The 19,399-nt window shown below is 60.7% G+C and carries 19 protein-coding genes; 6 read left to right on the plus strand and 13 right to left on the minus strand.

The features are described from left to right. The first annotated feature begins 10 nt into the window (after positions 1-10). Together nirC and cysG are read left to right on the plus strand one after the other, a co-directional pair. Positions 11-811, plus strand: coding sequence for a nitrite transporter NirC (gene nirC, locus ACJ8J5_RS22460; RefSeq protein ID WP_049206055.1), 801 nt, complete (start codon positions 11-13; stop codon positions 809-811). Between the two features lie 50 nt (positions 812-861). Continuing rightward, positions 862-2,265 carry a siroheme synthase CysG gene (cysG, locus tag ACJ8J5_RS22465; RefSeq protein WP_149570045.1) on the plus strand — a complete coding sequence of 468 codons (1,404 nt, stop codon included), beginning with the start codon at positions 862-864 and terminating at the stop codon, positions 2,263-2,265. A gap of 51 nt (positions 2,266-2,316) precedes the next feature. Here the strand turns inward: cysG and trpS are convergent, their stop codons facing one another. The 12 genes from trpS to pilM all read right to left on the minus strand — a co-directional run bounded on the left by trpS (position 2,317) and on the right by pilM (position 12,346). Further along, a complete protein-coding gene (trpS, locus tag ACJ8J5_RS22470) occupies positions 2,317-3,324 on the minus strand; it encodes a tryptophan--tRNA ligase (RefSeq protein ID WP_261427229.1) in 1,008 nt (335 codons plus the stop codon). A 2-nt stretch (positions 3,325-3,326) separates the two neighbouring features. Then, positions 3,327-4,025 (minus strand): phosphoglycolate phosphatase, encoded by a 699-nt coding sequence (locus tag ACJ8J5_RS22475; RefSeq protein WP_043138894.1) that lies wholly within the window; start codon positions 4,023-4,025, stop codon positions 3,327-3,329. Then, positions 4,018-4,695 (minus strand): ribulose-phosphate 3-epimerase, encoded by a 678-nt coding sequence (rpe, locus tag ACJ8J5_RS22480; RefSeq protein ID WP_004930320.1) that lies wholly within the window; start codon positions 4,693-4,695, stop codon positions 4,018-4,020. Before rpe ends, ACJ8J5_RS22475 begins: the two co-directional genes overlap by 8 nt. A 50-nt stretch (positions 4,696-4,745) precedes the next feature. Next, positions 4,746-5,558, minus strand: a complete 813-nt coding sequence (gene dam / locus ACJ8J5_RS22485; protein ID WP_025304536.1) for an adenine-specific DNA-methyltransferase — start codon at positions 5,556-5,558, stop codon at positions 4,746-4,748. A gap of 84 nt (positions 5,559-5,642) precedes the next feature. Beyond that, positions 5,643-6,656, minus strand: coding sequence for an SPOR domain-containing protein (locus tag ACJ8J5_RS22490; protein WP_049206049.1), 1,014 nt, complete (start codon positions 6,654-6,656; stop codon positions 5,643-5,645). Between the two features lie 156 nt (positions 6,657-6,812). Then, the gene (gene aroB, locus ACJ8J5_RS22495; RefSeq protein WP_025304538.1) at positions 6,813-7,913 is read right to left on the minus strand and encodes a 3-dehydroquinate synthase; all 1,101 of its coding nucleotides are present in this window, start codon (positions 7,911-7,913) and stop codon (positions 6,813-6,815) included. A gap of 106 nt (positions 7,914-8,019) precedes the next feature. Beyond that, on the minus strand, positions 8,020-8,541 hold the full coding sequence (gene aroK / locus ACJ8J5_RS22500) for a shikimate kinase AroK (RefSeq protein WP_004391482.1): 522 nt from the start codon (positions 8,539-8,541) through the stop codon (positions 8,020-8,022). Positions 8,542-8,890: 349 nt separating this feature from the next. Continuing rightward, positions 8,891-10,135 carry a DNA uptake porin HofQ gene (hofQ, locus tag ACJ8J5_RS22505; protein ID WP_049294948.1) on the minus strand — a complete coding sequence of 415 codons (1,245 nt, stop codon included), beginning with the start codon at positions 10,133-10,135 and terminating at the stop codon, positions 8,891-8,893. Then, positions 10,132-10,494, minus strand: coding sequence for a HofP DNA utilization family protein (locus ACJ8J5_RS22510; RefSeq protein WP_025304540.1), 363 nt, complete (start codon positions 10,492-10,494; stop codon positions 10,132-10,134). Before ACJ8J5_RS22510 ends, hofQ begins: the two co-directional genes overlap by 4 nt. Next, positions 10,487-10,981, minus strand: a complete 495-nt coding sequence (locus ACJ8J5_RS22515) for a hypothetical protein (RefSeq protein WP_261456856.1) — start codon at positions 10,979-10,981, stop codon at positions 10,487-10,489. Before ACJ8J5_RS22515 ends, ACJ8J5_RS22510 begins: the two co-directional genes overlap by 8 nt. Continuing rightward, positions 10,974-11,513 carry a PilN domain-containing protein gene (locus ACJ8J5_RS22520; protein WP_049208842.1) on the minus strand — a complete coding sequence of 180 codons (540 nt, stop codon included), beginning with the start codon at positions 11,511-11,513 and terminating at the stop codon, positions 10,974-10,976. Before ACJ8J5_RS22520 ends, ACJ8J5_RS22515 begins: the two co-directional genes overlap by 8 nt. Further along, the gene (pilM, locus tag ACJ8J5_RS22525; RefSeq protein WP_141999096.1) at positions 11,513-12,346 is read right to left on the minus strand and encodes a type IV pilus biogenesis protein PilM; all 834 of its coding nucleotides are present in this window, start codon (positions 12,344-12,346) and stop codon (positions 11,513-11,515) included. The genes ACJ8J5_RS22520 and pilM overlap by 1 nt, the downstream gene beginning before the upstream one ends. 121 nt (positions 12,347-12,467) lie before the next feature. On the opposite strand from pilM, the gene mrcA reads away from it, so the two are divergent. Further along, positions 12,468-15,026, plus strand: coding sequence for a peptidoglycan glycosyltransferase/peptidoglycan DD-transpeptidase MrcA (mrcA, locus tag ACJ8J5_RS22530; RefSeq protein ID WP_325979022.1), 2,559 nt, complete (start codon positions 12,468-12,470; stop codon positions 15,024-15,026). Positions 15,027-15,077: 51 nt separating this feature from the next. Here mrcA and nudE read toward each other — a convergent pair whose 3' ends face one another. Next, complete coding sequence (gene nudE, locus ACJ8J5_RS22535; RefSeq protein WP_015379304.1) at positions 15,078-15,632, minus strand: ADP compounds hydrolase NudE; 555 nt, start codon at positions 15,630-15,632, stop codon at positions 15,078-15,080. A 445-nt stretch (positions 15,633-16,077) separates the two neighbouring features. Between nudE and ACJ8J5_RS22540 the strand changes: the two genes are divergently transcribed. The 3 genes from ACJ8J5_RS22540 (at position 16,078) to hslR (ending at position 19,397) form a co-directional block, all read left to right on the plus strand. Next, positions 16,078-18,213, plus strand: a complete 2,136-nt coding sequence (locus ACJ8J5_RS22540) for an intracellular growth attenuator family protein (RefSeq protein WP_025304545.1) — start codon at positions 16,078-16,080, stop codon at positions 18,211-18,213. 99 nt (positions 18,214-18,312) lie between these two features. Then, positions 18,313-18,993, plus strand: coding sequence for a GMP/IMP nucleotidase (gene yrfG / locus ACJ8J5_RS22545; protein WP_025304546.1), 681 nt, complete (start codon positions 18,313-18,315; stop codon positions 18,991-18,993). After that, a complete protein-coding gene (gene hslR, locus ACJ8J5_RS22550; RefSeq protein ID WP_151429165.1) occupies positions 18,990-19,397 on the plus strand; it encodes a ribosome-associated heat shock protein Hsp15 in 408 nt (135 codons plus the stop codon). The genes yrfG and hslR overlap by 4 nt, the downstream gene beginning before the upstream one ends. Positions 19,398-19,399 lie beyond the last annotated feature (2 nt).

The raw sequence follows: 19,399 nt of genomic DNA on the forward strand, positions 1-19,399 counted from the left end.
GGGAGGCAACATGTTTACCGACACGATCAACAAATGCGCCGCCAACGCGGCGCGCATCGTCCGCCTGGCGAAGGAGAGCCCGCTCGGCTTCTGGATCAGCTCGGCGATGGCGGGCGCCTACGTCGGCCTCGGCATCATCCTGATCTTCACCCTCGGCAACCTGGCCGACCCAAGCGTGCGGCCGCTGGTGATGGGCGCCACCTTCGGCATCGCGCTGACGCTGGTGATCATCGCCGGTTCCGAACTGTTCACCGGCCATACGATGTTCCTGACGCTCGGCGTCAAGGCCGGCACCATCCGCCAAAGCCAGATGTGGGCAGTGCTGCCGCAAACCTGGTTCGGCAACCTGCTCGGCTCGGTGCTGGTGGCGCTGATGTATTACTACGGCGGCGGTAGCCTGCTGCCGGTGGATACCAGTCTGGTGCACAGCGCCGCATTGGCAAAAACCACCGCGCCGGCCGAGGTGCTGTTCTTCAAGGGCGTGCTGTGCAACTGGCTGGTTTGCCTGGCGATCTGGATGGCGATCCGCGTAGAAGGCGCCGCCAAGTTCATCGCCATTTGGTGGTGTCTGCTGGCCTTTATCGCCTCGGGTTACGAACACTCCGTCGCCAACATGACGCTGTTTGCCCTCTCCTGGTTCGGCAACCACAGCGAGGCCTACACCCTCACCGGCATCGGCCACAACCTGCTGTGGGTGACGCTGGGCAACATCCTGTCCGGCTCGGTGCTAATGGGTCTGGGGTATTGGTACGCCACGCCGCGCGCCGAACGCCCGCAGGCGGCGAAAGCCGCCGTACGTCAGACCGCCTAAGTTTTCGGGGGCGCATTTCGCCCCCACATTGATTACCCCGAGGAGTGCCGATGGACTACCTGCCGATTTTCTGCCAACTGCAACACAAAGCCTGCCTGCTGGTCGGCGGCGGCGAGATCGCCGAACGCAAGGCGCGCCTGCTGCTGGACGCCGGTGCGGCGCTGACCGTCAACGCCGTAGACTTCACCCCGCAGTTCCGCCTGTGGGCGGCAGAAGGCCGGTTGACGCTGGCCGAAGGCGAATTCAGCCCGGCCCTGCTGGTGGAAAAATGGCTGGTGATCGCCGCTACCGACCGGCTAGAGGTCAACGCACGGGTGTATCAGTGCGCCAACCAGCAGCGGGTGTTCTGCAACGTGGTGGACGATCCGAAACGCGCCAGCTTTATCATGCCGTCGATTATCGACCGTTCGCCGATCATGGTCGCGGTGTCCTCCGGCGGCAAAGCGCCGGTGTTGGCGCGGCTGCTGCGCGAGAAGCTGGAAGCGATGCTGCCACAGCACCTCGGCAAGCTGGCCCAACTGGGCGGCTCGCTGCGCCAGCGGGTAAAACAACGCTTCAGCAGCCTCGGCGCGCGTCGGCGCTTCTGGGAACGGTTGTTCGCTCACGATCGGCTGGCGCAGTCGCTGGCCAACGACGACGCCGCGCTGGCTGAGCGCCAGCTCGAGCAGCTGTTCAGCGAACAGCCGGCAGATCGCGGTGAAGTGGTGCTGGTGGGCGCCGGGCCGGGCGATGCCGGCCTGCTTACGCTGAAAGGGCTGCAACAAATCCAGCAGGCCGACGTGGTGGTTTACGACCGACTGGTCTCCGAAGAGATCATGACGCTGGTGCGCCGCGACGCAGAACGTATCTTCGTCGGCAAACGCGCCGGCCACCACTGCGTGCCGCAGGAGCAGATCAATCAAATCCTGCTGCAGCAGGCGCAGCAAGGCAAACGCGTGGTGCGCCTGAAGGGTGGCGATCCCTTTATCTTCGGCCGCGGCGGCGAAGAGCTGGAGACGCTGGCAGACGCTAACGTGCCGTTCTCGGTGGTGCCGGGCATTACCGCCGCCTCGGGCTGTTCCGCCTACAGCGGCATCCCGCTCACCCACCGCGACCACGCGCAGAGCGTGCGCCTGGTGACCGGCCACGCCAAGGCCGACGGTGGATTGGATTGGGCGACGCTGGCCGCCGGGCAACAGACGCTGGTGTTCTATATGGGGCTATCGCAAGCGGCTGAAATCCAGCGCCAGCTGATCGCTAACGGGTTGCCAGCCGCCACGCCGGTGGCACTGGTGGAAAACGGCACCTCTTGCCGCCAACGGGTGATCGAAGGGGAGCTCCGCCAACTGGGCGCCTTGTCCCTTCAGGCCACCAGCCCCAGCCTGATCATCGTCGGCAGCGTGGTCAGTCTGCGCAGCAAGCTCAATTGGTTCGCCAGCGAAGAATCGCCTGCCAGCCTGGCGCAAATGGCGTAAGACCGACGTAAAAAAAGCGGCCTGTGGCCGCTTTTTCTATTTGCGCCGGCGTTATGCCTGCGGCGGTACGAAACCGACAGCCTGATAGACCTTCGCCAGGGTTTCCTGCGCGCGTGTGCGGGCCTTGGCGGCGCCGTCGCGCATCACCTGCTGCAGATAGGCTTCGTCGTTACGGAAGCGGTGATAGCGCTCCTGCAGCTCACCCAGCATGCCGGAGACGGCTTCCGCCACCGCGCCTTTCAGGTGACCATACATCTGGCCTTCGAACTCGGCTTCCAGCTGCGCGATGCTCTTGCCGGTCACACCGGCGAGAATATCCAGCAGGTTGGAGACGCCCGCCTTGTTGACCACGTCGTAACGCACGACAGGCGGCTCTTCCGAGTCGGTCATTGCGCGTTTGATCTTCTTGGTCACCGCTTTCGGATCTTCCAGCAGGCCGATCACGTTGTTGCGGTTGTCGTCCGACTTGGACATCTTCTTGGTCGGCTCCTGCAGCGACATCACGCGCGCGCCGGATTTAGGAATAAACGGCTCCGGCACTTTGAACACGTCGCCGTACAGCGCGTTGAAACGCTGGCCCACGTCGCGGCTCAGCTCCAGGTGTTGTTTCTGGTCTTCGCCCACCGGCACCTGGTTGGTTTGATACAGCAGGATGTCTGCCGCCATCAGCACCGGATAGCTGAACAGCCCAGCGTTGATGTTCTCCGCGTAGCGCGCGGATTTGTCCTTGAACTGCGTCATGCGGCTCAGTTCGCCGAAATAGGTGTAGCAGTTCAGCACCCAGCTCAGCTGCGTGTGCTCAGGCACGTGCGACTGCACGAAGATGGTGCTTTTTTCCGGATCGATACCGCAGGCCAGGTACAGCGCCAGCGTATCCAGCGTGGCCTTGCGCAGCTTCTCGGCGTCCTGGCGAACGGTGATGGCATGCAGATCGACGATGCAGTAGATGCAGTCGTAGTCGTCCTGCATCTGCACCCACTGACGCAGCGCACCCATGTAGTTGCCGATGGTCAGTTCGCCGGACGGCTGCGCGCCGCTAAATACGATGGGCTTACTCATGTTTAAATTTCCTGATTCTCTAAAGATGACAGCCCAAGAGCGGGCAACAAATCGGCGAAGCGCTCCAACACCCGATCGGGGTGGCTCAGGGCGATCGATTCACCGTAGTTATAACCGTAGGTAAAGCCGACGCTCGGGCAACCGGCGCCCTGTGCGGCTTGAATATCGTTGCGCGAGTCGCCAACGAACAGCAGTTCATGCGCACGCAGCCCAAGCTTGCCGAGCACCAGGTACAGCGGTGCCGGGTGCGGTTTCTTTTCCGTCACGTCGTCGCCGCCGATCACCAGCGAGAAATAATCGCCAATGCCCAACGATGCCAGCAGCGGCGCCACGAACGGCGTCGGCTTGTTAGTCACCAGCGCCATCGGGTAACCGTGTGCGGCCAGGCGGACCAGCGTCTCTTGCACCTGCGGGAACAGGCGGCTGCCGCTGTCAACGGTCTGCGCGTAGAAATGGTCGAAACGCTCACGCAGCCGGCTGCACTGCGCCGGCGTGCCTTCCGCTTCCGCCCAGCGCAGCGCGCGTTGCACCAGCACGTCGGCGCCGTTGCCGATCCAGGTGCCGACCCGTTCCTCACCCGCTTGCGGCAGGCCCGTCTCTTCCAGCGCCATATCGATGGCCGCCGCCAGACCCGGCGCGCTGTCGACCAGCGTGCCGTCCAGATCGAAGGCCAATGCGCGGATCGCGCCGAAATCAGCCATGGGTAACCTTCGCCAGCTCGCTGCGCATCTCGTCGATCACCTTGCGGTAGTCCGGCTGGCCAAAGATGGCGGAACCGGCGACGAACATATCGGCGCCCGCGGCGGCGATTTCAGCGATGTTATCCACCTTCACACCGCCGTCGACTTCCAGGCGGATATCTCGACCACTGTCGTCGATCAATTTGCGCACCTGGCGCAGCTTGTCCAGAGTACCGTGGATGAACGATTGGCCGCCGAAGCCCGGGTTGACCGACATCAGCAGGATCACGTCGATTTTATCCATCACGTAATCGAGGTAGCTCAGCGGCGTCGCCGGGTTGAACACCAGGCCGGCTTTACAGCCGTGCTCTTTAATTAGCTGAATGGTGCGATCGACATGCTCGGAAGCTTCAGGGTGGAAAGAGATATAAGACGCGCCTGCCTTGGCGAAATCAGGCACGATGCGGTCCACCGGCTTGACCATCAGGTGCACGTCAATCGGCGCAGTAATGCCGTAGTTGCGCAGCGCTTCGCACACCATCGGACCGATGGTCAGATTGGGCACGTAGTGGTTATCCATCACGTCGAAGTGCACCACGTCGCCGCCTGCAGCCAGCACGTTAGCGGTATCTTCACCTAACCGGGCAAAATCTGCCGACAGAATGGACGGGGCAATCAAAAACTTTTTCATCCGCTTCTCCAAACGTAGGGTCGAGTTGTTATGCGCCGGGGTGCCCCGGCTTAGCGATACAGCGCCAAAAGCTCGTTCACTTTGCTGCGGCCGAGAATGTTGCGGCTGATTGTGCGGCGCGCTTTCACCACATACAGCGCAGCATTCTGGTACCAGTCGCGCGTCAGCTCGGTATCGTGATTGGAGATCAATACCGGTACCTGGCTCTCTACCGAGAGCTGGTGCGCCAGTTGCGCCAGGCTCTGCTGATCGGCGATGCTGAAGCTGTTGGTGTGGTAAGCGGTGAAATTCGCCGTCGCCGACAGCGGCGCATAAGGCGGATCGCAATACACCACGGCACCGGCCACGGCCTTCGCCATGGTATCGCGGTAATGCTCGCAGACAAAAGTGGCATTGCGCGATTTTTCGGCAAACCAGTAGAGCTCTTCTTCCGGGAAGTACGGTTTCTTGTACCGGCCAAACGGCACGTTGAACTCGCCGCGCAGGTTATAGCGACACAGGCCGTTATAGCAGTGACGGTTCAGGTACAGGAACAGCAGCGCCCGGCGGTAAGGCTCGGTGCTAGTATTGAACTCTTCTCGCAGCAGGTAAAACTGATCCGAGTTATTGAATTCATCGGCGAAAAGCGTGCGGGCATCGCGCACGAAGTCATCCGTGCGCAGCTTAACGATGTTATACAGGTTGATAAGATCGCTATTGATGTCGGCGAGAATGTAGGCGTCGTAATCCGTATTCAGAAAGACGGATCCCGCACCCACGAAGGGCTCGATTAAGCAGTCTCCCGCCGGCAGATGGCGACGAATCTCATCTACCAGCGGGTATTTTCCACCAGCCCATTTTAAAAAAGCGCGGTTTTTCTTCATGCCGTCAATTAGCTACTTATACAATTCAGAGCGGCGGATTGTACTCTGTTTCAGACAGCACATCAGCGCACAAATTTAAATGATTTATTTTTTAAGATCTTGCTGCACTTGGTGTACAGGTCGGACCCACGGTTTTTTCGCCTGCACATCCGCCGGCAACGAAGCAATGGCGCGCTTCGCTTCCGCAGAAGACGCATAGTTGCCGCTCACCAGCACGTACCACGGTTTGCCGTCACGCTTGGTGGCGTACACCAGGTAGTTCTGCAGCTTCTGCTGTTTGGCGTAGGCGTTCAGCGTGTCGGAACGCGAAGCGCTGCTCAGCTGCAAGGTATAGTGGCTGCCCGGCGCAGACTGCAGTGAACTGCCGCTGCTGGCGACCGCTCCCGCTTTCGCGGTGGAAGACGGCTTGGCCGGCGGCGTATACACCGTGGTCGGTGATTTATGCTGCGTCGCGGTCGGTTTGGTGGCGGCGGTTTTCGCCGGCGTTTTATGCTGTTGCGGTGCGGTGCCCTGCACAGGACGCGTCGCTTCGCGCGCCGCGGCGCCGCTCATCACCGTCGCCGGTGCGGTCGGCAGCGTCGACGCTGCGCCGGTCATGCCTTGAGTCGCGGCATCCACCTGCCCCTGCTGCTGCGACAGCGCATCCGCCATGTTGCCCGGCAAATCGACGCGCTGCTGCGCGCCGCCCTGCTGAGGCTGCGTTTGCGCTTCGGTCGGTGTGCCGGAGATCGGCGGAACGCTGACGTTCTGCGGTTGCTGCGGCTGAGTCGCGCTCACGCCGTTGTTATCGTGGGTATCCGTCGTGCCGCCCGGCACGCCGTTATTGGCGGTGGTCAGCGACGAAGAACCGGACAGGTTGATATCGCGGGCCGCGCCGTTTTGCGCGCCGCTCTCCTGAGCCGCTTCATGTTTGGTTGGCGCCTTCAGGGCGGAACCGATGCCGATAATCAGCAGCAACAGCACCAAAATGCCGATGCCAATCATCAAATGCTGGCGCGAAACGGCGAAGCGCGGCGCGGCGGCCGGCTTGCGCGAACGCGTAGGACGACGATCGCTGCTATCAGGTCTGAGATCGTCTTCCGGTTTAAACTCGTCCATCTGAAACCCTCCAACTAGAGGCAAAAGCCCACCACCGTAGACCTACCGTGGCACGGGCAGATTAACCCGATGATGGCAAAGCGACACCCGTCGTGCTCTGCTCACTGTATTAATATAGATGCAAATGGCGGCTAAGCCACTGTTACTTAGTCCGATTTAATTACGCTGCTGCTCAGGCAAGCAGGCGGCGATCGACGCCAGCACCAGCTCATGCCCTACGCCGCCGCGCACTTCCGCCGCACCGATCATGGTCGGCAGCACCAGACGCAGTTCACCCGCCAGCACTTTCTTGTCACGCAACATGTGCGGCAGATAGGATTCCGGCGTCATTTCCTGCGGCCCGCAGACCGGCAAGCCGGCGCGCAGCAGCAGCGCTTTGATACGTTCGATGTCTTCAACAGAGAACTGGCCGAGACGGTGCGCGGTTTCCGCCGCCATCACCATGCCTGCAGCCACCGCTTCACCGTGCAGCCACACGCCGTAGCCCATCTCGGCTTCGATAGCATGACCGTAAGTATGGCCCAGATTCAGCAGGGCGCGCAGACCGCTTTCGCGTTCGTCGGCGGCCACCACCTCGGCCTTCAGTTCGCAGCAGCGGCGGATACAGTAGGCCAACGCCTGCATATCCAACGCCATCAGCGCATCGATGTTATTTTCCAACCAGACGAAGAACTCGCGATCGAGGATGATCCCGTATTTGATGACTTCAGCCAGGCCGGAAGAGAGTTCACGCGTCGGCAACGTTTTCAGGCAATCCAGATCAACCACCACCGAAGCGGGTTGATAGAAAGCGCCGATCATGTTTTTGCCGAGCGGGTGGTTGACGGCGGTCTTGCCGCCTACGGAGGAGTCCACCTGCGACAACAGCGTGGTGGGAACCTGAATGAAGCGCACGCCGCGTTGGTAACACGCGGCGGCAAAACCGGTCAAATCGCCGACAACGCCGCCACCGAGGGCGATCAGCGTGGTATCGCGACCGTGCGGTTTTTCGAGCAGCGCCGAAAACACCTGCTCCAACACCGCCAGAGATTTGTACTGCTCACCATCGGGAAGAATCACCTGATCCACCACGACGCCGCTCTGCTCCAGCACCTGCCGGACACGCTCGAGATAGAGCGGCGCCAGGGTCTGGTTGGTGACCAACATCGCTTGCTCACCCGCCTTTAACGGCATAAAAGAAGCCGGATCGTTAAACAATCCGGCGGCAATGGTAATCGGGTAGCTGCGCTCCCCAAGCGTTACAGTAATTCTCTCCATGTCGCGCTCAGTTCTCTGTATGGTGCGGCGGTGGTTGATCCCCGCAACAGCGGGGAACACAAATCAGTTTTTCGCATTGGCCGACGGCGAACGCGAAAATTGGCAATCAGTTGCTTTCCAGCATGTTGATGATCTGGTTAGCAACCACTTTAGCGCTCTGATCGTCGGTGCGGATGGTGACATCGGCAATCTCTTCATACAACGGATTACGTTCTTTCGCCAAGGCTTCCAGCACTTCACGCGGCGGAGAATCAACCTGCAGCAGCGGGCGTTTTTTATCACGCTGAGTGCGAGCCAGCTGCTTCTCGATCGTGGTTTCCAGATAGACCACCACGCCGCGCGCGGACAGACGGTTGCGCGTTTCGCGCGACTTCACCGAACCGCCGCCGGTCGCCAACACAATCCCTTGTTTTTCCGTCAGTTCATTAATGACTTTTTCTTCACGATCGCGGAAACCTTCTTCCCCTTCCACGTCGAATACCCAGCCCACGTCAGCTCCGGTACGTCGCTCAATTTCTTGATCGGAGTCGAAGAACTCCATATTGAGTTGCTGAGCTAACTGACGGCCAATAGTGCTTTTGCCGGCACCCATAGGCCCAACCAGAAAGATATTGCGTTTCTCTGCCATGTTTTTCGGTATTACTAAGACAATTCGTTAATGTTAACCCGCCCCGCCAATCAAATCAGCGGCGGGACCTAAACTGAAACCTCATGAGCGATAGTGCGAGATCAGACGAAAAATTATCTCAACACTCTTGGTAGTTTGGCAACCGAATAAATCGCAATCCACGCCGCGGGAGGGAAACCATATGTTTTTAACGGCGTCTTGACGCTAACAAAAAACCTCGGTGCTCAATTCGGTAACCCTTGTAAGCTAAATCGGCCGCAGCGTCAAACGCAGATCCCCCCAAGGGGATAAAAAAGTGTATCTGCTCATCAACTTTAGGAGATTTGCCGCCCAGCCGACAGGCAGCCGCTTATCCCTTAATCAAGGTCGGCGTAATGAAGATCACCAGCTCGCGTTTTTTCTGTTGTACGCCACTTTGCCGGAACAAGCCCCCCAGCAGTGGCGCATCTCCCAATCCCGGCACCTTGTCCGCCGTCTTGCCGCTATGCCGTTGAAAAATACCGCCGAGCACCAGGGTTTCACCGCTTTTCACCGTGATCTGCGTCTTAATCTCCTGTTTATCGATGGTCAATGCCTCCCCCGCCCCGCGGCTGATGGCACGCCCCGGCATATTTTGGCTGATGTGCAACGTCAGCGTGATGCGCCCGTCCGGCAACACTTTCGGCGTCACCTCCATGCCCAGCACCGCCTCTTTGAACTCAATCGCGGTCGCACCGCTGGCGCCGCTCGACACTTCATAAGGGATCTCCGTCCCCTGTTTGATGCTGGCGGTTTGCAGGTGCGCCGTCAGCAAACGCGGGCTGGCGATGATCTCCACCTGATTCTCCTGCTCCAGCGCCGTCAGCTCGAGGCTCAGCAAACGCCCGCTGATGCGCGCCAAATGGAAACCGGCGCTCACCGCGCTGCGCTCCAACGGCAGATTAACGCCGAGATTGCCCGGCCGCAGCGGCCGCGTCGGTTTTTCGTCGGCCGCCAATCCCCAACGCACGCCAAGTTCACGCAGGCTTTCGCTGTTGATGGTCACGATATGCGCCGCCAGCTGCACCTGTGCCAGCGGCGCGTCCATTTCCGTCACCCTTTTTTTCAACTGCGCCAGGATTGGCGCCGTGTCGCGCAGTAACAGCGTATTGGTGCGCTTATCCGCCAGCACGCTGCCACGCTCGCTGAGCAAGGCGCCGCGTTGAGCATTGAGGCTTTCGGCAATCTCCGCCGCATCGCCGTTTTGTAACGTCAGGGTCAAGCTGTGCAAAGGCTGCCGCTGCGCCAGCGCTTCTCGCTGCTGTTTTTTTTCCTGCGCGTCCGGCTCCGGGGCGACCAGCATCACGCTCCCCTCCCGCGTCATCGTCAGCTTGCCCATACGCAGGGTCAGCGCCAGCGCCTGAGGCCAGGGCACATTCTCCAGCCGCAGCGTCAGATTGCCGCTTACGCCGGGCGCGACGATCAGGTTCATCTGCCGATAATCCGCCAGCGCCTGCAGGATGACCGTCACTGGCGCATCCTGGAACTCCAGGGAAACCTGCTGTTTATCCTGCGCCTGGACGATGCCGAGCGACAGACACCACAACGCCACGCCCAATCCAGCGAGTCCTTTCATGGTTTGCCATCCTTGTTGTTGTCCATCATGAGCGAGATGTCGCCCTGGCTCGCCGGACAATCCGGTTCGGCCGCCAGCGCCGTTAACGTCAGGCTACGCGCCCGCACCTGCGCCACCTGCCAACGCTCGTCCAGCACCCACTGCTGCGGCCGCAGGCGCAACCACTGCCCTGCCGGCGTCACCACCCAGCCATAGCGCAGCGGCGGTTGCCCGATGACGCCTTTCAGTCGCCAACCCGCCGGCGATGCCTCCTGATGGGCACAAACAGGCAGCGGAGGCGGCGCAAACGGATCGCGCGGTTCTGCACACAAGGCCCACGGCCATAGCAGCCACCACCAACGGCCCGGTCTTTTACTCATCGGCCTGCTCCTCGGCGGCATCCTGCAACACCAACCGCGCCGTCATGCCCTGCGGCGCCGTTTCCACGCTCAATTGTTCGAGACGCAAATCGGCGGGCAGCGCCTCCAACAGCGCCAACAAACCGGCATAATCAATGCGCAAACTCAGCGTTTGCCGCAGCGGTTTTTCCTGCCGCTGCCAGCGCAACAAGGCGCCCCCCGCTTGTTGCAGCACGTTCGCCAGATCGCCGGCGGTGGTCGGACCGATCGGCGTTGGCGGCATAGGGGCTTCCGGCGCCTCGTCCAGTTGGTGCTGTACCATGGAAATCTGTTGCAACAGGCGCTGTTGCCGCTCCGCCGCGTTTTCCCGCTGACGCCATTCGTCTTGCAGCAGCCAACCGCCGCCCAACAGCGTCAGCGTGCCGATGCCCAGCCCTTGCGCCACCAGCAATAGCCAGCCCGGCAAGTTCAGCCAAAAGCGCAGCCCGGATGACAAACGGCTATCCATCACGCCCCCACTGCGCCGCCAGATGAAAGGAATACAGACCGTCGTCCCGTTGCGTTACCTCAGCCAAACGCAGCCGTGGCAACGCAGGCATCCCCGCCAGCCGCCGTTCGAACTGCGTGATGGCCGCAGGAGAGCGGCTCAATCCACGCAGCCGCAGACCGTTCGTCGCATCGCTGTCCAGCGCCGTGAGCCACAGCGGTGGAGGAATGCTGAAGGACAATTGCTGAAGCAACTGCAAATAACGCCGGTTATGTTGGCCGTTGCGCGCCTGCCGTTCGGCGCGGGCGCTGTGCAGCGCTCGCTGCGCCCGCTCTTGCTGCTGCTGATGGGCGAGCAACGTCAAGGCCGCCAGCTCTTCACCCAGCATCGTTAGCCGCGCCTGCCGCTGCGCCTGTTGGTGACGCAGTTGGCCGGCAACCAGAAACAGCGCCAGCAGCAGTAGCGTTACCTGCAACAGCAGCGCACCCAGCCAGAAACAGCCGCGCCGCCGATCGCGGCGCTGTCGCCAGGGCAGAAAGTTGACCTGATACATCAGCGATCCTCCTCGCGCAGCGCCAGACCACCGGCCAATGCGAATGCCGCAGGATGCGCAGGCAACGGTGGGCGCAACTGCGTGAAGGCGCTGAGCGGCGACCAGGCAAGGCAACCGGCGGGCAAGGCACCTGCCAGCACGCTGCCGGCATAGACCGGCCGATCGTCGCCTGCCGGCATCTGGGCTTGCAGCGCCCGCAGCGCCTGCGCGTCATCGTCGCCCGGCGCCAGACCAAAGGCGAACGCGCCGTCAGCCGGCGCCACCCACAGCCATTCTCGTTCGAGACGGTGCATCAGCCCCGCAGCGGGCGGTACGCCTGCCGCCGTCGCCATCATCCGCAGCGCACAAGGGGTGATATCGACCGCTTGCGGATGCAGGCCAGCCTGACGCAAACAATGCAGCCACTGCTGCAGCTCCTGCCGCCGCGCGGCGGTCAGCAACAGCGCCGCCTCATCCGCCGGCGCGGTGCGATAGTCGAGCGCCAGCGTCTGGCCATCGAGCGGAAACTGCTTCAAACCGTGGCCACCGATATAGTCGCTGCGTTCCGGCTCGCGCAGCCGCGCGTCCGGCTGCACCATGCGCTGCTGCAACACGCGCTGCGCTGGCAGAGCAATGCGTAAGGAAATATGTCGCGGCAGTTGAACGCGCCATTGCCGCAGCGCCCGGATCAGGAATTCGGAAGGTTCCAGGCAGCCATCGCGTAAAACCGCCTGCGGCAGCGCCTGCTGCCACCAGTGGCGCAACTGCCAGCCATTGCGGCGGCGTTGGGCCGCCACCGCGCGCACGCAGTCGATTTGTATATCCAGCCCCACCTGCCATGCTTGAGGGAACATGTTTCGCAAGCCTCCATAACATCAGATGATAAAAGAACATATCCATGTCGCAGGCTTGCCTTTATACTACCGCGCGGTTGTTTATAAACTGCCCAAATGACTTAGAAATGGGAAATCTCAGGTGAAGTTCGTAAAGTATTTACTAATCCTTGCAGTATGTTGCATCGTGCTGGGAGCAGCCTCGATTTTCGGCTTGTACAAATATGTCGAGCCGCAGCTGCCCGACGTCGCAACGCTGAAAGACGTACGGCTGCAGATACCGATGCAGGTTTACAGCGCCGATGGCGAACTGATCGCCCAATACGGTGAGAAGCGCCGCATTCCGCTGAAACTGGATCAAATTCCGCCGGTGATGGTGCACGCATTTATCGCCACCGAAGACAGCCGCTTCTATGATCACCATGGCGTCGATCCGGTCGGCATCTTCCGCGCCGCCTCAATCGCGCTGGTCTCCGGCCACGCTTCGCAGGGGGCCAGTACCATTACCCAACAGCTGGCGCGTAACTTCTTCTTAAGCCCGGAACGCACCCTGATGCGTAAAATCAAGGAAGCTTTCCTGGCGGTACGCATCGAGCAGATGCTCACCAAGGATGAAATCCTTGAGCTGTATCTGAACAAGATCTATCTGGGTTACCGCGCCTACGGCGTGGGCGCCGCCGCACAGGTCTATTTCGGCAAAGACGTCAGCCAGCTCACCCTGAGCGAGATGGCGACCATCGCCGGCCTGCCGAAAGCCCCGTCTACCTTCAACCCGCTCTATTCGCACGATCGCGCCGTTGCCCGCCGCAACGTGGTGCTGTCGCGCATGCTGGACGAGCATTACATCACGCAGGCGCAGTACGATCAGGCGCGCGCCGAAGATCTGGTCGCCAACTACCATGCGCCGGAAATCAGCTTCTCCGCGCCGTATCTCTCCGAGATGGTGCGTCAGGAGATGATCAAGCGCTACGGTGAAAACGCCTATACCGACGGTTACAAGGTTTACACCACCGTCACCAAACGGCTGCAGCTGGCGGCGCAGGAGTCGGTACGCAACAACGTGCTGGCCTATGACATGCGCCACGGCTACCGCGGCCCATCCAACGTGTTGTGGAAAGTCGGCGAAGCGGCCTGGGATCGCAAACAGATTGTCGACTCGCTGAAAAACTTGCCGAGCTACGGCCCACTGGCGCCGGCGGTCATCACCGCTACTAACCCGCAGGAAGCGACGGCGATGCTGGCCGACGGCAGCAGCATTGCCCTGCCGATGGCCACCATGCGCTGGGCGCGGCCGTACCGTTCAGACACTCAGCAAGGCCCAACGCCGAAACGCGTCACTGACGTGGTGCAGACAGGTCAGCAGGTATGGGTGCGTAAAGTGAACGACGCCTGGTGGCTGTCGCAGGTGCCGGACGTCAACTCGGCGCTGGTCTCGATCAACCCGAACGACGGCGCGGTGAAAGCGCTGGTCGGCGGCTTCGACTTCAACCAGAGCAAGTTCAACCGCGTGACGCAGGCCCTGCGTCAGGTGGGGTCAAACATCAAACCGTTCCTGTACACCGCCGCGATGGATAAAGGCCTGACGCTGGCCACCATCCTGAACGATTTGCCGATCACCCGCTGGGATGCCGGCGCCGGCACCGACTGGCGGCCGAAGAACTCACCGCCGACCTACGACGGCCCGATTCGCCTGCGGCAGGGGCTGGGGCAATCGAAGAACGTGGTGATGGTGCGCGCAATGCGTGCGATGGGCGTCGACTACGCGGCGGAATATCTGCAGCGCTTCGGCTTCCCGGCACAGAACATCGTGCATACCGAATCGCTGGCGCTAGGTTCCGCCTCCTTCACCCCGATGCAGCTGGTACGCGGCTACGCGGTGCTGGCGAACGGCGGTTACCTGGTTGACCCGTACTTCATCACCAAGATTGAAGACGACAACGGCAATACGGTGTTCGAAGCTAAACCGAAAGTGGTGTGCAGCAGCTGCAACCTGCCGGTGATCTACGGCGACACCCACCGTTCGGCGGTGCTGTCCGACGACAACATCGAAAACGTCGCCACCTCGCAGGAAGGCAGCAACAGCACGGTGCCGATGCCGCAGCTGGAGCAGGTTACCCCGGCTCAGGTGCAGCAAGACGGTGACCAACAGTATGCGCCGCACGTGATCAGCACGCCGCTGGCCTTCCTGATCCACGATGCGCTGAACAGCAACATCTTCGGCGAACCGGGTTGGATGGGCACTGCCTGGCGTGCCGGGCGCGATCTGAAACGTCATGATATCGGCGGCAAAACCGGTACCACCAACAGTTCCAAAGACGCCTGGTTCTCCGGCTATGGCCCGGATACCGTGACGTCGGTGTGGATCGGTTTCGACGATCACCGCCGCGATCTGGGCCGTTCGACGGTATCCGGCGCTATCCCGGATCAGATTTCCGGCGGTGAAGGCGGAGCCAAGAGCGCCCAGCCGGCGTGGGACGACTTCATGAAGACCGCGCTGGAAGGCATTCCGGAGCAGAAAGTCACGCCGCCGCCAGGCATCATCAGCGTCACCATCGACAAAAGCAGCGGCAAGCTCTCCGGCGGTGGCGGTGGCAGCCGTTCCGAGTACTTTATCGAAGGGACGCAGCCGACGGACTACCCATCGCGCGATACCGGCACCACGTTGACCGATCCGGGCGGTGAAAGCCACGAGCTGTTCTGATCGAAAAGGGCCAGAGAAATCTGGCCCTTTTTTTATTCGGCGCGAAGCGTATCAGCGCGACGCGCGCAAAAACGCCTCGGAGAGAAACAGCGCGCTGACGTTGCGCGCCTCACGGAAATCCGGTTCCGCCAGCAACGCCATCATGTTGGCGATCGGCCAGCGCACCTGCGGCAAGGGCTCCGGTTCATCCCCTTCCAGGCTCTGCGGGTAGAGATCGTGGGCCAGCACGATATTCATTTTGCTGGAAAAGTAGGATGGCGCCATCGTCAGCTTACTGAGAAAATCAAAGCGCTTCGCGCCGTATCCCACCTCTTCCATCAGCTCGCGGTTGGCCGCTTCCAGCACGCCCTCTCCGGGATCGATCAACCCTTTCGGGAAACCCAGCTCATAGGATTCAGTGCCCACCGCATATTCGCGGATCAGCAGCAGGTCATCGCCAATCACCGGCACGATCATCACCGCTTCGCGATCCGAAGGCCGCATGCGCTCATACACCCGCCGAACCCCGTTGCTGAATTCCAAATCGACCGACTCGACGTTGAACAAACGCGAACGCGCGACCGTTTCCACTTTCAGAATTTTAGGTTTTTGCAGGTGTTTATCCATGATTGCCTCAAAGAGGTTACCCAGGCGTGGACGGGGCAACCGAAATAATGATTGGCGTAACGCACGGCTCGTTGGCGCTCAAATGCTGACCAAATTCGATCCTGATCACATTGTGCGTTAATGGCAAGCTCCGCCGCAACGAGCATGAACAGTAATTTACTTTCTTTTAACAAGCGTAGCCAGCGGCGGGCGATTTTCCGTACTGATTCAGCAAACAGCACGCATGAAAATAGGATAATGCCGATATCGACGGCAGAGGCCGGTTGCTAGTATCACGCAGGCAAGAATCAGTGATAAAATGGCCTTGCGTCATGAAGGAATGAGATCCAGAGCGAGAATCTGTTTGTTCCCTCATTAGTTCTGGGTGCCTCCTGGCGGTTTACTCCGTATAATATTCAGCTTTTCATCAGGTTGGCGAAATTCACGGGTGTGAGATGGGGATTGCATGAGCACAATAGTGTTGATATTGGCCTTAGTGCTTGTCTGCCTGATTGCCGCCGGCCTGTACCTGTGGTTCAAGGCCCGCAACCCGTCGGCGCTGGCGCACGCGTTGCCGTTTATCAAGCCTGCCCACCGCAAGCTGACCGATGAAGAGCGCGCCGCGGTCGAGTTCTACCTCAATCAGCAAAACAAGCTGAGCAACAAACTGTTGCCCGGCGGCGGCGCTACGCTGCCCGCAGCCAAACTGGCGCTCACCCCGCAAAGCGATAACGTTTATCCCGTCACGCACGCCATCACCCGCTACGGTCTGGCCAGCGACGATCCCAATAAATGGCGCTATTACCTCGATGCCGAAGAGGTACATCTGCCGCCGTTTTGGGAACCCTACATCACCGCCGACAACCATGTGGAAGTGATCCGAACCCAGACGCTGCCGCTGGTGATTTCGCTCAACGGGCACTCGCTGAAAGATCATATTCACGACCGGCCGCAGCCGCCGGTGGTGACCGCCGCGCCGACCAAAAACGCTTCCATCCGCAAGGAAGAGAGCGAACATGTCGAGCTGGTGAACATTCGTAAGGAAACGCCGGAAGAGCATGCGCTGAACCGGCCGAACGGCATCCGTGAAGCCGTCATCATCTCCGCCGCGCTGCTGCTGCTGTTCTTCAGCCTGATCAGCCCGGTGCTGGTGATCCCGTGGATGATTTTCGTGGCGGTGCTGATGATCGCCTGGGGATGCTGGAACCTGTTCCGCCGTCCGGCGTCACGCGAGCTGAAAGAGATCCACTGCCTGCGCGGCACGCCGAAGCGCTGGGGACTGTTCGGCGAATCCGGCCAGGGACAGATCAGCAACATTTCACTCGGCATCATCGATCTTATCTACCCGCCGCACTGGCAGCCGTACCTGACGCAAGACTTGGGCAAGACCACCGATGTGGACGTCTACCTCAATCGGCAGGTGGTGCGCCAGGGCCGTTTCCTCTCGCTGCATGACGAAGTGAAGAATTTTCCGCTGCAGCAGTGGGGCCGCAACGCGGTGCTGGTCGCCAGTTCGGCACTGGTACTGCTGTTGTTGCTGATCTATATCCCGCTCAATCTGCCGCTGACCCTCAGCATGGCCTGGCTGCAAGGCGCGCAAAAAGTGGAAGTGACCAGCGTACAGGCGCTGGAAGCTACGCCGCTGCGCATCGGCGACACCCTGAAGGTGCGCGGCAGCGGCATGTGCTATGTGCCGCCGCCGGCCAACGGTGGCGGCGCCGTCAATTTTGCGCCGTTCGATTGCTCCGGCATTTACTGGAACAACGCCGCCCCGCTGCCGCAGCCGGAATCAGAAGTCATAGACAAAGCGACGGCCCTGCTGGCCACGGTCAACAGCCAGCTGCATCCGAGCGGTACCGATCAGAAGATCAACCCGCAGCTGGCCAGCGCCATCGAGAAATCCGGCATGATCCTGTTGGATGACTTTTCTGATATCGTTTTGAAAACACAGGATTTATGCCAGGCAGAAAACGACTGTGTGCGGCTGAAAAACGCGCTGGTCAACCTGGGCAACGCCAAAAACTGGAGCGGCCTGGTGAAACGCGCCAGATCAGGCGCGCTGCAAGGCGTCAACGTCCTGCTGCGCCCGGTAAGCGCCGAGTCGCTGGAAAGCCTGACCAAAGTGGCCACGTCGTCGTTCATCTTCAATGAAACGCGTCTGGCCGCCGCGGCGCTCAACAGCCCGCCGCCGGGCGGTTTCCTGATCCGCAGCGATGAAGGTCGACAGTTGGTCAGCCATCCGCAATCCTCAGCGCCGCAGAGCGAATACAACGCTCTTGACCAGTGGAATGAGTTGCAGCGCCTTTCCACTCTGCTGCTGCATACCCCATTCCAGGCGCAGGGGGTGATCACCAGCCTCAGCGTCGATGCCAACGGCACCCGCCACGTGGCGTTGCACAGCGAACCGGACATGATCACCCTGTGGCGCTACCTCGGTACCAGCCTGCTGTTGCTGGCGGTGGTCGTCAGCCTGGGCTATAACGCCTGGCGGCTGGTACAGCGTCGGCGCATCAATCAGCACCGCGTCGCCGATATCCAGCGTTACTACGACAGCTGCTTCAATCCGCAGCTCAATCCGATGTCAATGCGGCCGATGGCCTGAACCTGACGCCGGGGGTCTCCGCCCTGTCATCTGCTTATGCTACGCTAACGCTATTATTCTCATCTGCGGACCGCCCGTCGGTCCGCCCATGGAGTTTTTATGGTTCCCGAGTTTGATTGGCCGCAGATCGATACCGTGCTGCTGGATATGGACGGCACCTTGCTGGATCTGGAGTTCGACAGCCACTTCTGGCTCAGCCTGGTGCCGCAAGCGCTGAGCGAAAGGCGCGCCATTCCGTTCGACGAAGCCCGTCATATCATTGAACGGGAATATCAGGCGGTGCAGCACACCATGAACTGGTATTGCTTCGATTACTGGAGCGAGCGGTTGGATCTGGACATCTACCGCATGACCAGCGAAGTCGGTAGCCGCGCGCGGCTGCGCGAAGACACCGAGCCGTTTTTACGGGCGCTGCGCGACGCCGGTCTGCAAACCATTTTGCTGACCAACGCCCATCCTCACAGCCTGGCGGTGAAAATCGAGCATACCGGCCTCGATCGGCACCTTGATTTATTGTTTTCCACCCACACATTTGGTTATCCGAAAGAAGATCAGCGTCTGTGGCAGGCGGTGCAACAGCACACCGGGTTCAACCCACAGCGCACGCTATTTGTCGATGACGGCGAGCCGATCCTCGACGCGGCGCGCACTTTCGGCATTCGTTACTGCCTGGGCGTGCAAAACCCGGACTCCAGCACGGCGGAAAAAAGCTTCCAGCGCCATCCGTCGATGCGCGACTACCGTCTGCTGATACCGGCGCTGGCCAAGGGGGAAGCATGAAGGAAAAAGCGACGCGCGACGACGCGGTCCGGCTGGATAAGTGGCTGTGGGCCGCACGCTTCTATAAGACTCGCGCGCTGGCGCGCGAAATGATCGACGGCGGCAAGGTGCATTACAACGGCCAGCGCGGCAAACCGAGCAAGATTGTCGAACTCAATGCCGAGCTTAAGCTGCGACAGGGCAACGAAGAACGTACGGTGATCGTGCTGGCGCTGACCAACCAACGCCGCGGTGCCAACGAGGCGCAGCAAATGTATCAGGAAACCGAAGCCAGCATCGCCAACCGCGAAAAAATGGCGCTGGCGCGCAAGATGAACGCGTTGACCATGCCGCATCCGGACCGTCGTCCGGACAAAAAGGAGCGGCGCGACCTGATGAAATTTAAATTTGGTGAGCCGGAATAACC

Source organism: Serratia sp. CY43202, assembly GCF_052168755.1.
In the GTDB taxonomy this organism is placed as follows: domain Bacteria; phylum Pseudomonadota; class Gammaproteobacteria; order Enterobacterales; family Enterobacteriaceae; genus Serratia; species Serratia bockelmannii.

Excerpts from the sequence above, each read along its gene's own strand:
- aroB (WP_025304538.1), bottom strand. The coding sequence starts at position 7,913 with ATGGAGAGAATTACTGTAACGCTTGGGGAGCGCAGCTACCCGATTACC.
- pilM (WP_141999096.1), bottom strand. The coding sequence starts at position 12,346 with ATGTTCCCTCAAGCATGGCAGGTGGGGCTGGATATACAAATCGACTGC.
- ACJ8J5_RS22540 (WP_025304545.1), top strand. The coding sequence starts at position 16,078 with ATGAGCACAATAGTGTTGATATTGGCCTTAGTGCTTGTCTGCCTGATT.
- aroK (WP_004391482.1), bottom strand. The coding sequence starts at position 8,541 with ATGGCAGAGAAACGCAATATCTTTCTGGTTGGGCCTATGGGTGCCGGC.
- trpS (WP_261427229.1), bottom strand. The coding sequence starts at position 3,324 with ATGAGTAAGCCCATCGTATTTAGCGGCGCGCAGCCGTCCGGCGAACTG.
- ACJ8J5_RS22520 (WP_049208842.1), bottom strand. The coding sequence starts at position 11,513 with ATGTATCAGGTCAACTTTCTGCCCTGGCGACAGCGCCGCGATCGGCGG.
- rpe (WP_004930320.1), bottom strand. The coding sequence starts at position 4,695 with ATGAAAAAGTTTTTGATTGCCCCGTCCATTCTGTCGGCAGATTTTGCC.
- cysG (WP_149570045.1), top strand. The coding sequence starts at position 862 with ATGGACTACCTGCCGATTTTCTGCCAACTGCAACACAAAGCCTGCCTG.
- ACJ8J5_RS22515 (WP_261456856.1), bottom strand. The coding sequence starts at position 10,981 with ATGGATAGCCGTTTGTCATCCGGGCTGCGCTTTTGGCTGAACTTGCCG.
- dam (WP_025304536.1), bottom strand. The coding sequence starts at position 5,558 with ATGAAGAAAAACCGCGCTTTTTTAAAATGGGCTGGTGGAAAATACCCG.
- nudE (WP_015379304.1), bottom strand. The coding sequence starts at position 15,632 with ATGGATAAACACCTGCAAAAACCTAAAATTCTGAAAGTGGAAACGGTC.
- hslR (WP_151429165.1), top strand. The coding sequence starts at position 18,990 with ATGAAGGAAAAAGCGACGCGCGACGACGCGGTCCGGCTGGATAAGTGG.
- ACJ8J5_RS22510 (WP_025304540.1), bottom strand. The coding sequence starts at position 10,494 with ATGAGTAAAAGACCGGGCCGTTGGTGGTGGCTGCTATGGCCGTGGGCC.
- ACJ8J5_RS22475 (WP_043138894.1), bottom strand. The coding sequence starts at position 4,025 with ATGGCTGATTTCGGCGCGATCCGCGCATTGGCCTTCGATCTGGACGGC.
- nirC (WP_049206055.1), top strand. The coding sequence starts at position 11 with ATGTTTACCGACACGATCAACAAATGCGCCGCCAACGCGGCGCGCATC.
- yrfG (WP_025304546.1), top strand. The coding sequence starts at position 18,313 with ATGGTTCCCGAGTTTGATTGGCCGCAGATCGATACCGTGCTGCTGGAT.
- hofQ (WP_049294948.1), bottom strand. The coding sequence starts at position 10,135 with ATGAAAGGACTCGCTGGATTGGGCGTGGCGTTGTGGTGTCTGTCGCTC.
- ACJ8J5_RS22490 (WP_049206049.1), bottom strand. The coding sequence starts at position 6,656 with ATGGACGAGTTTAAACCGGAAGACGATCTCAGACCTGATAGCAGCGAT.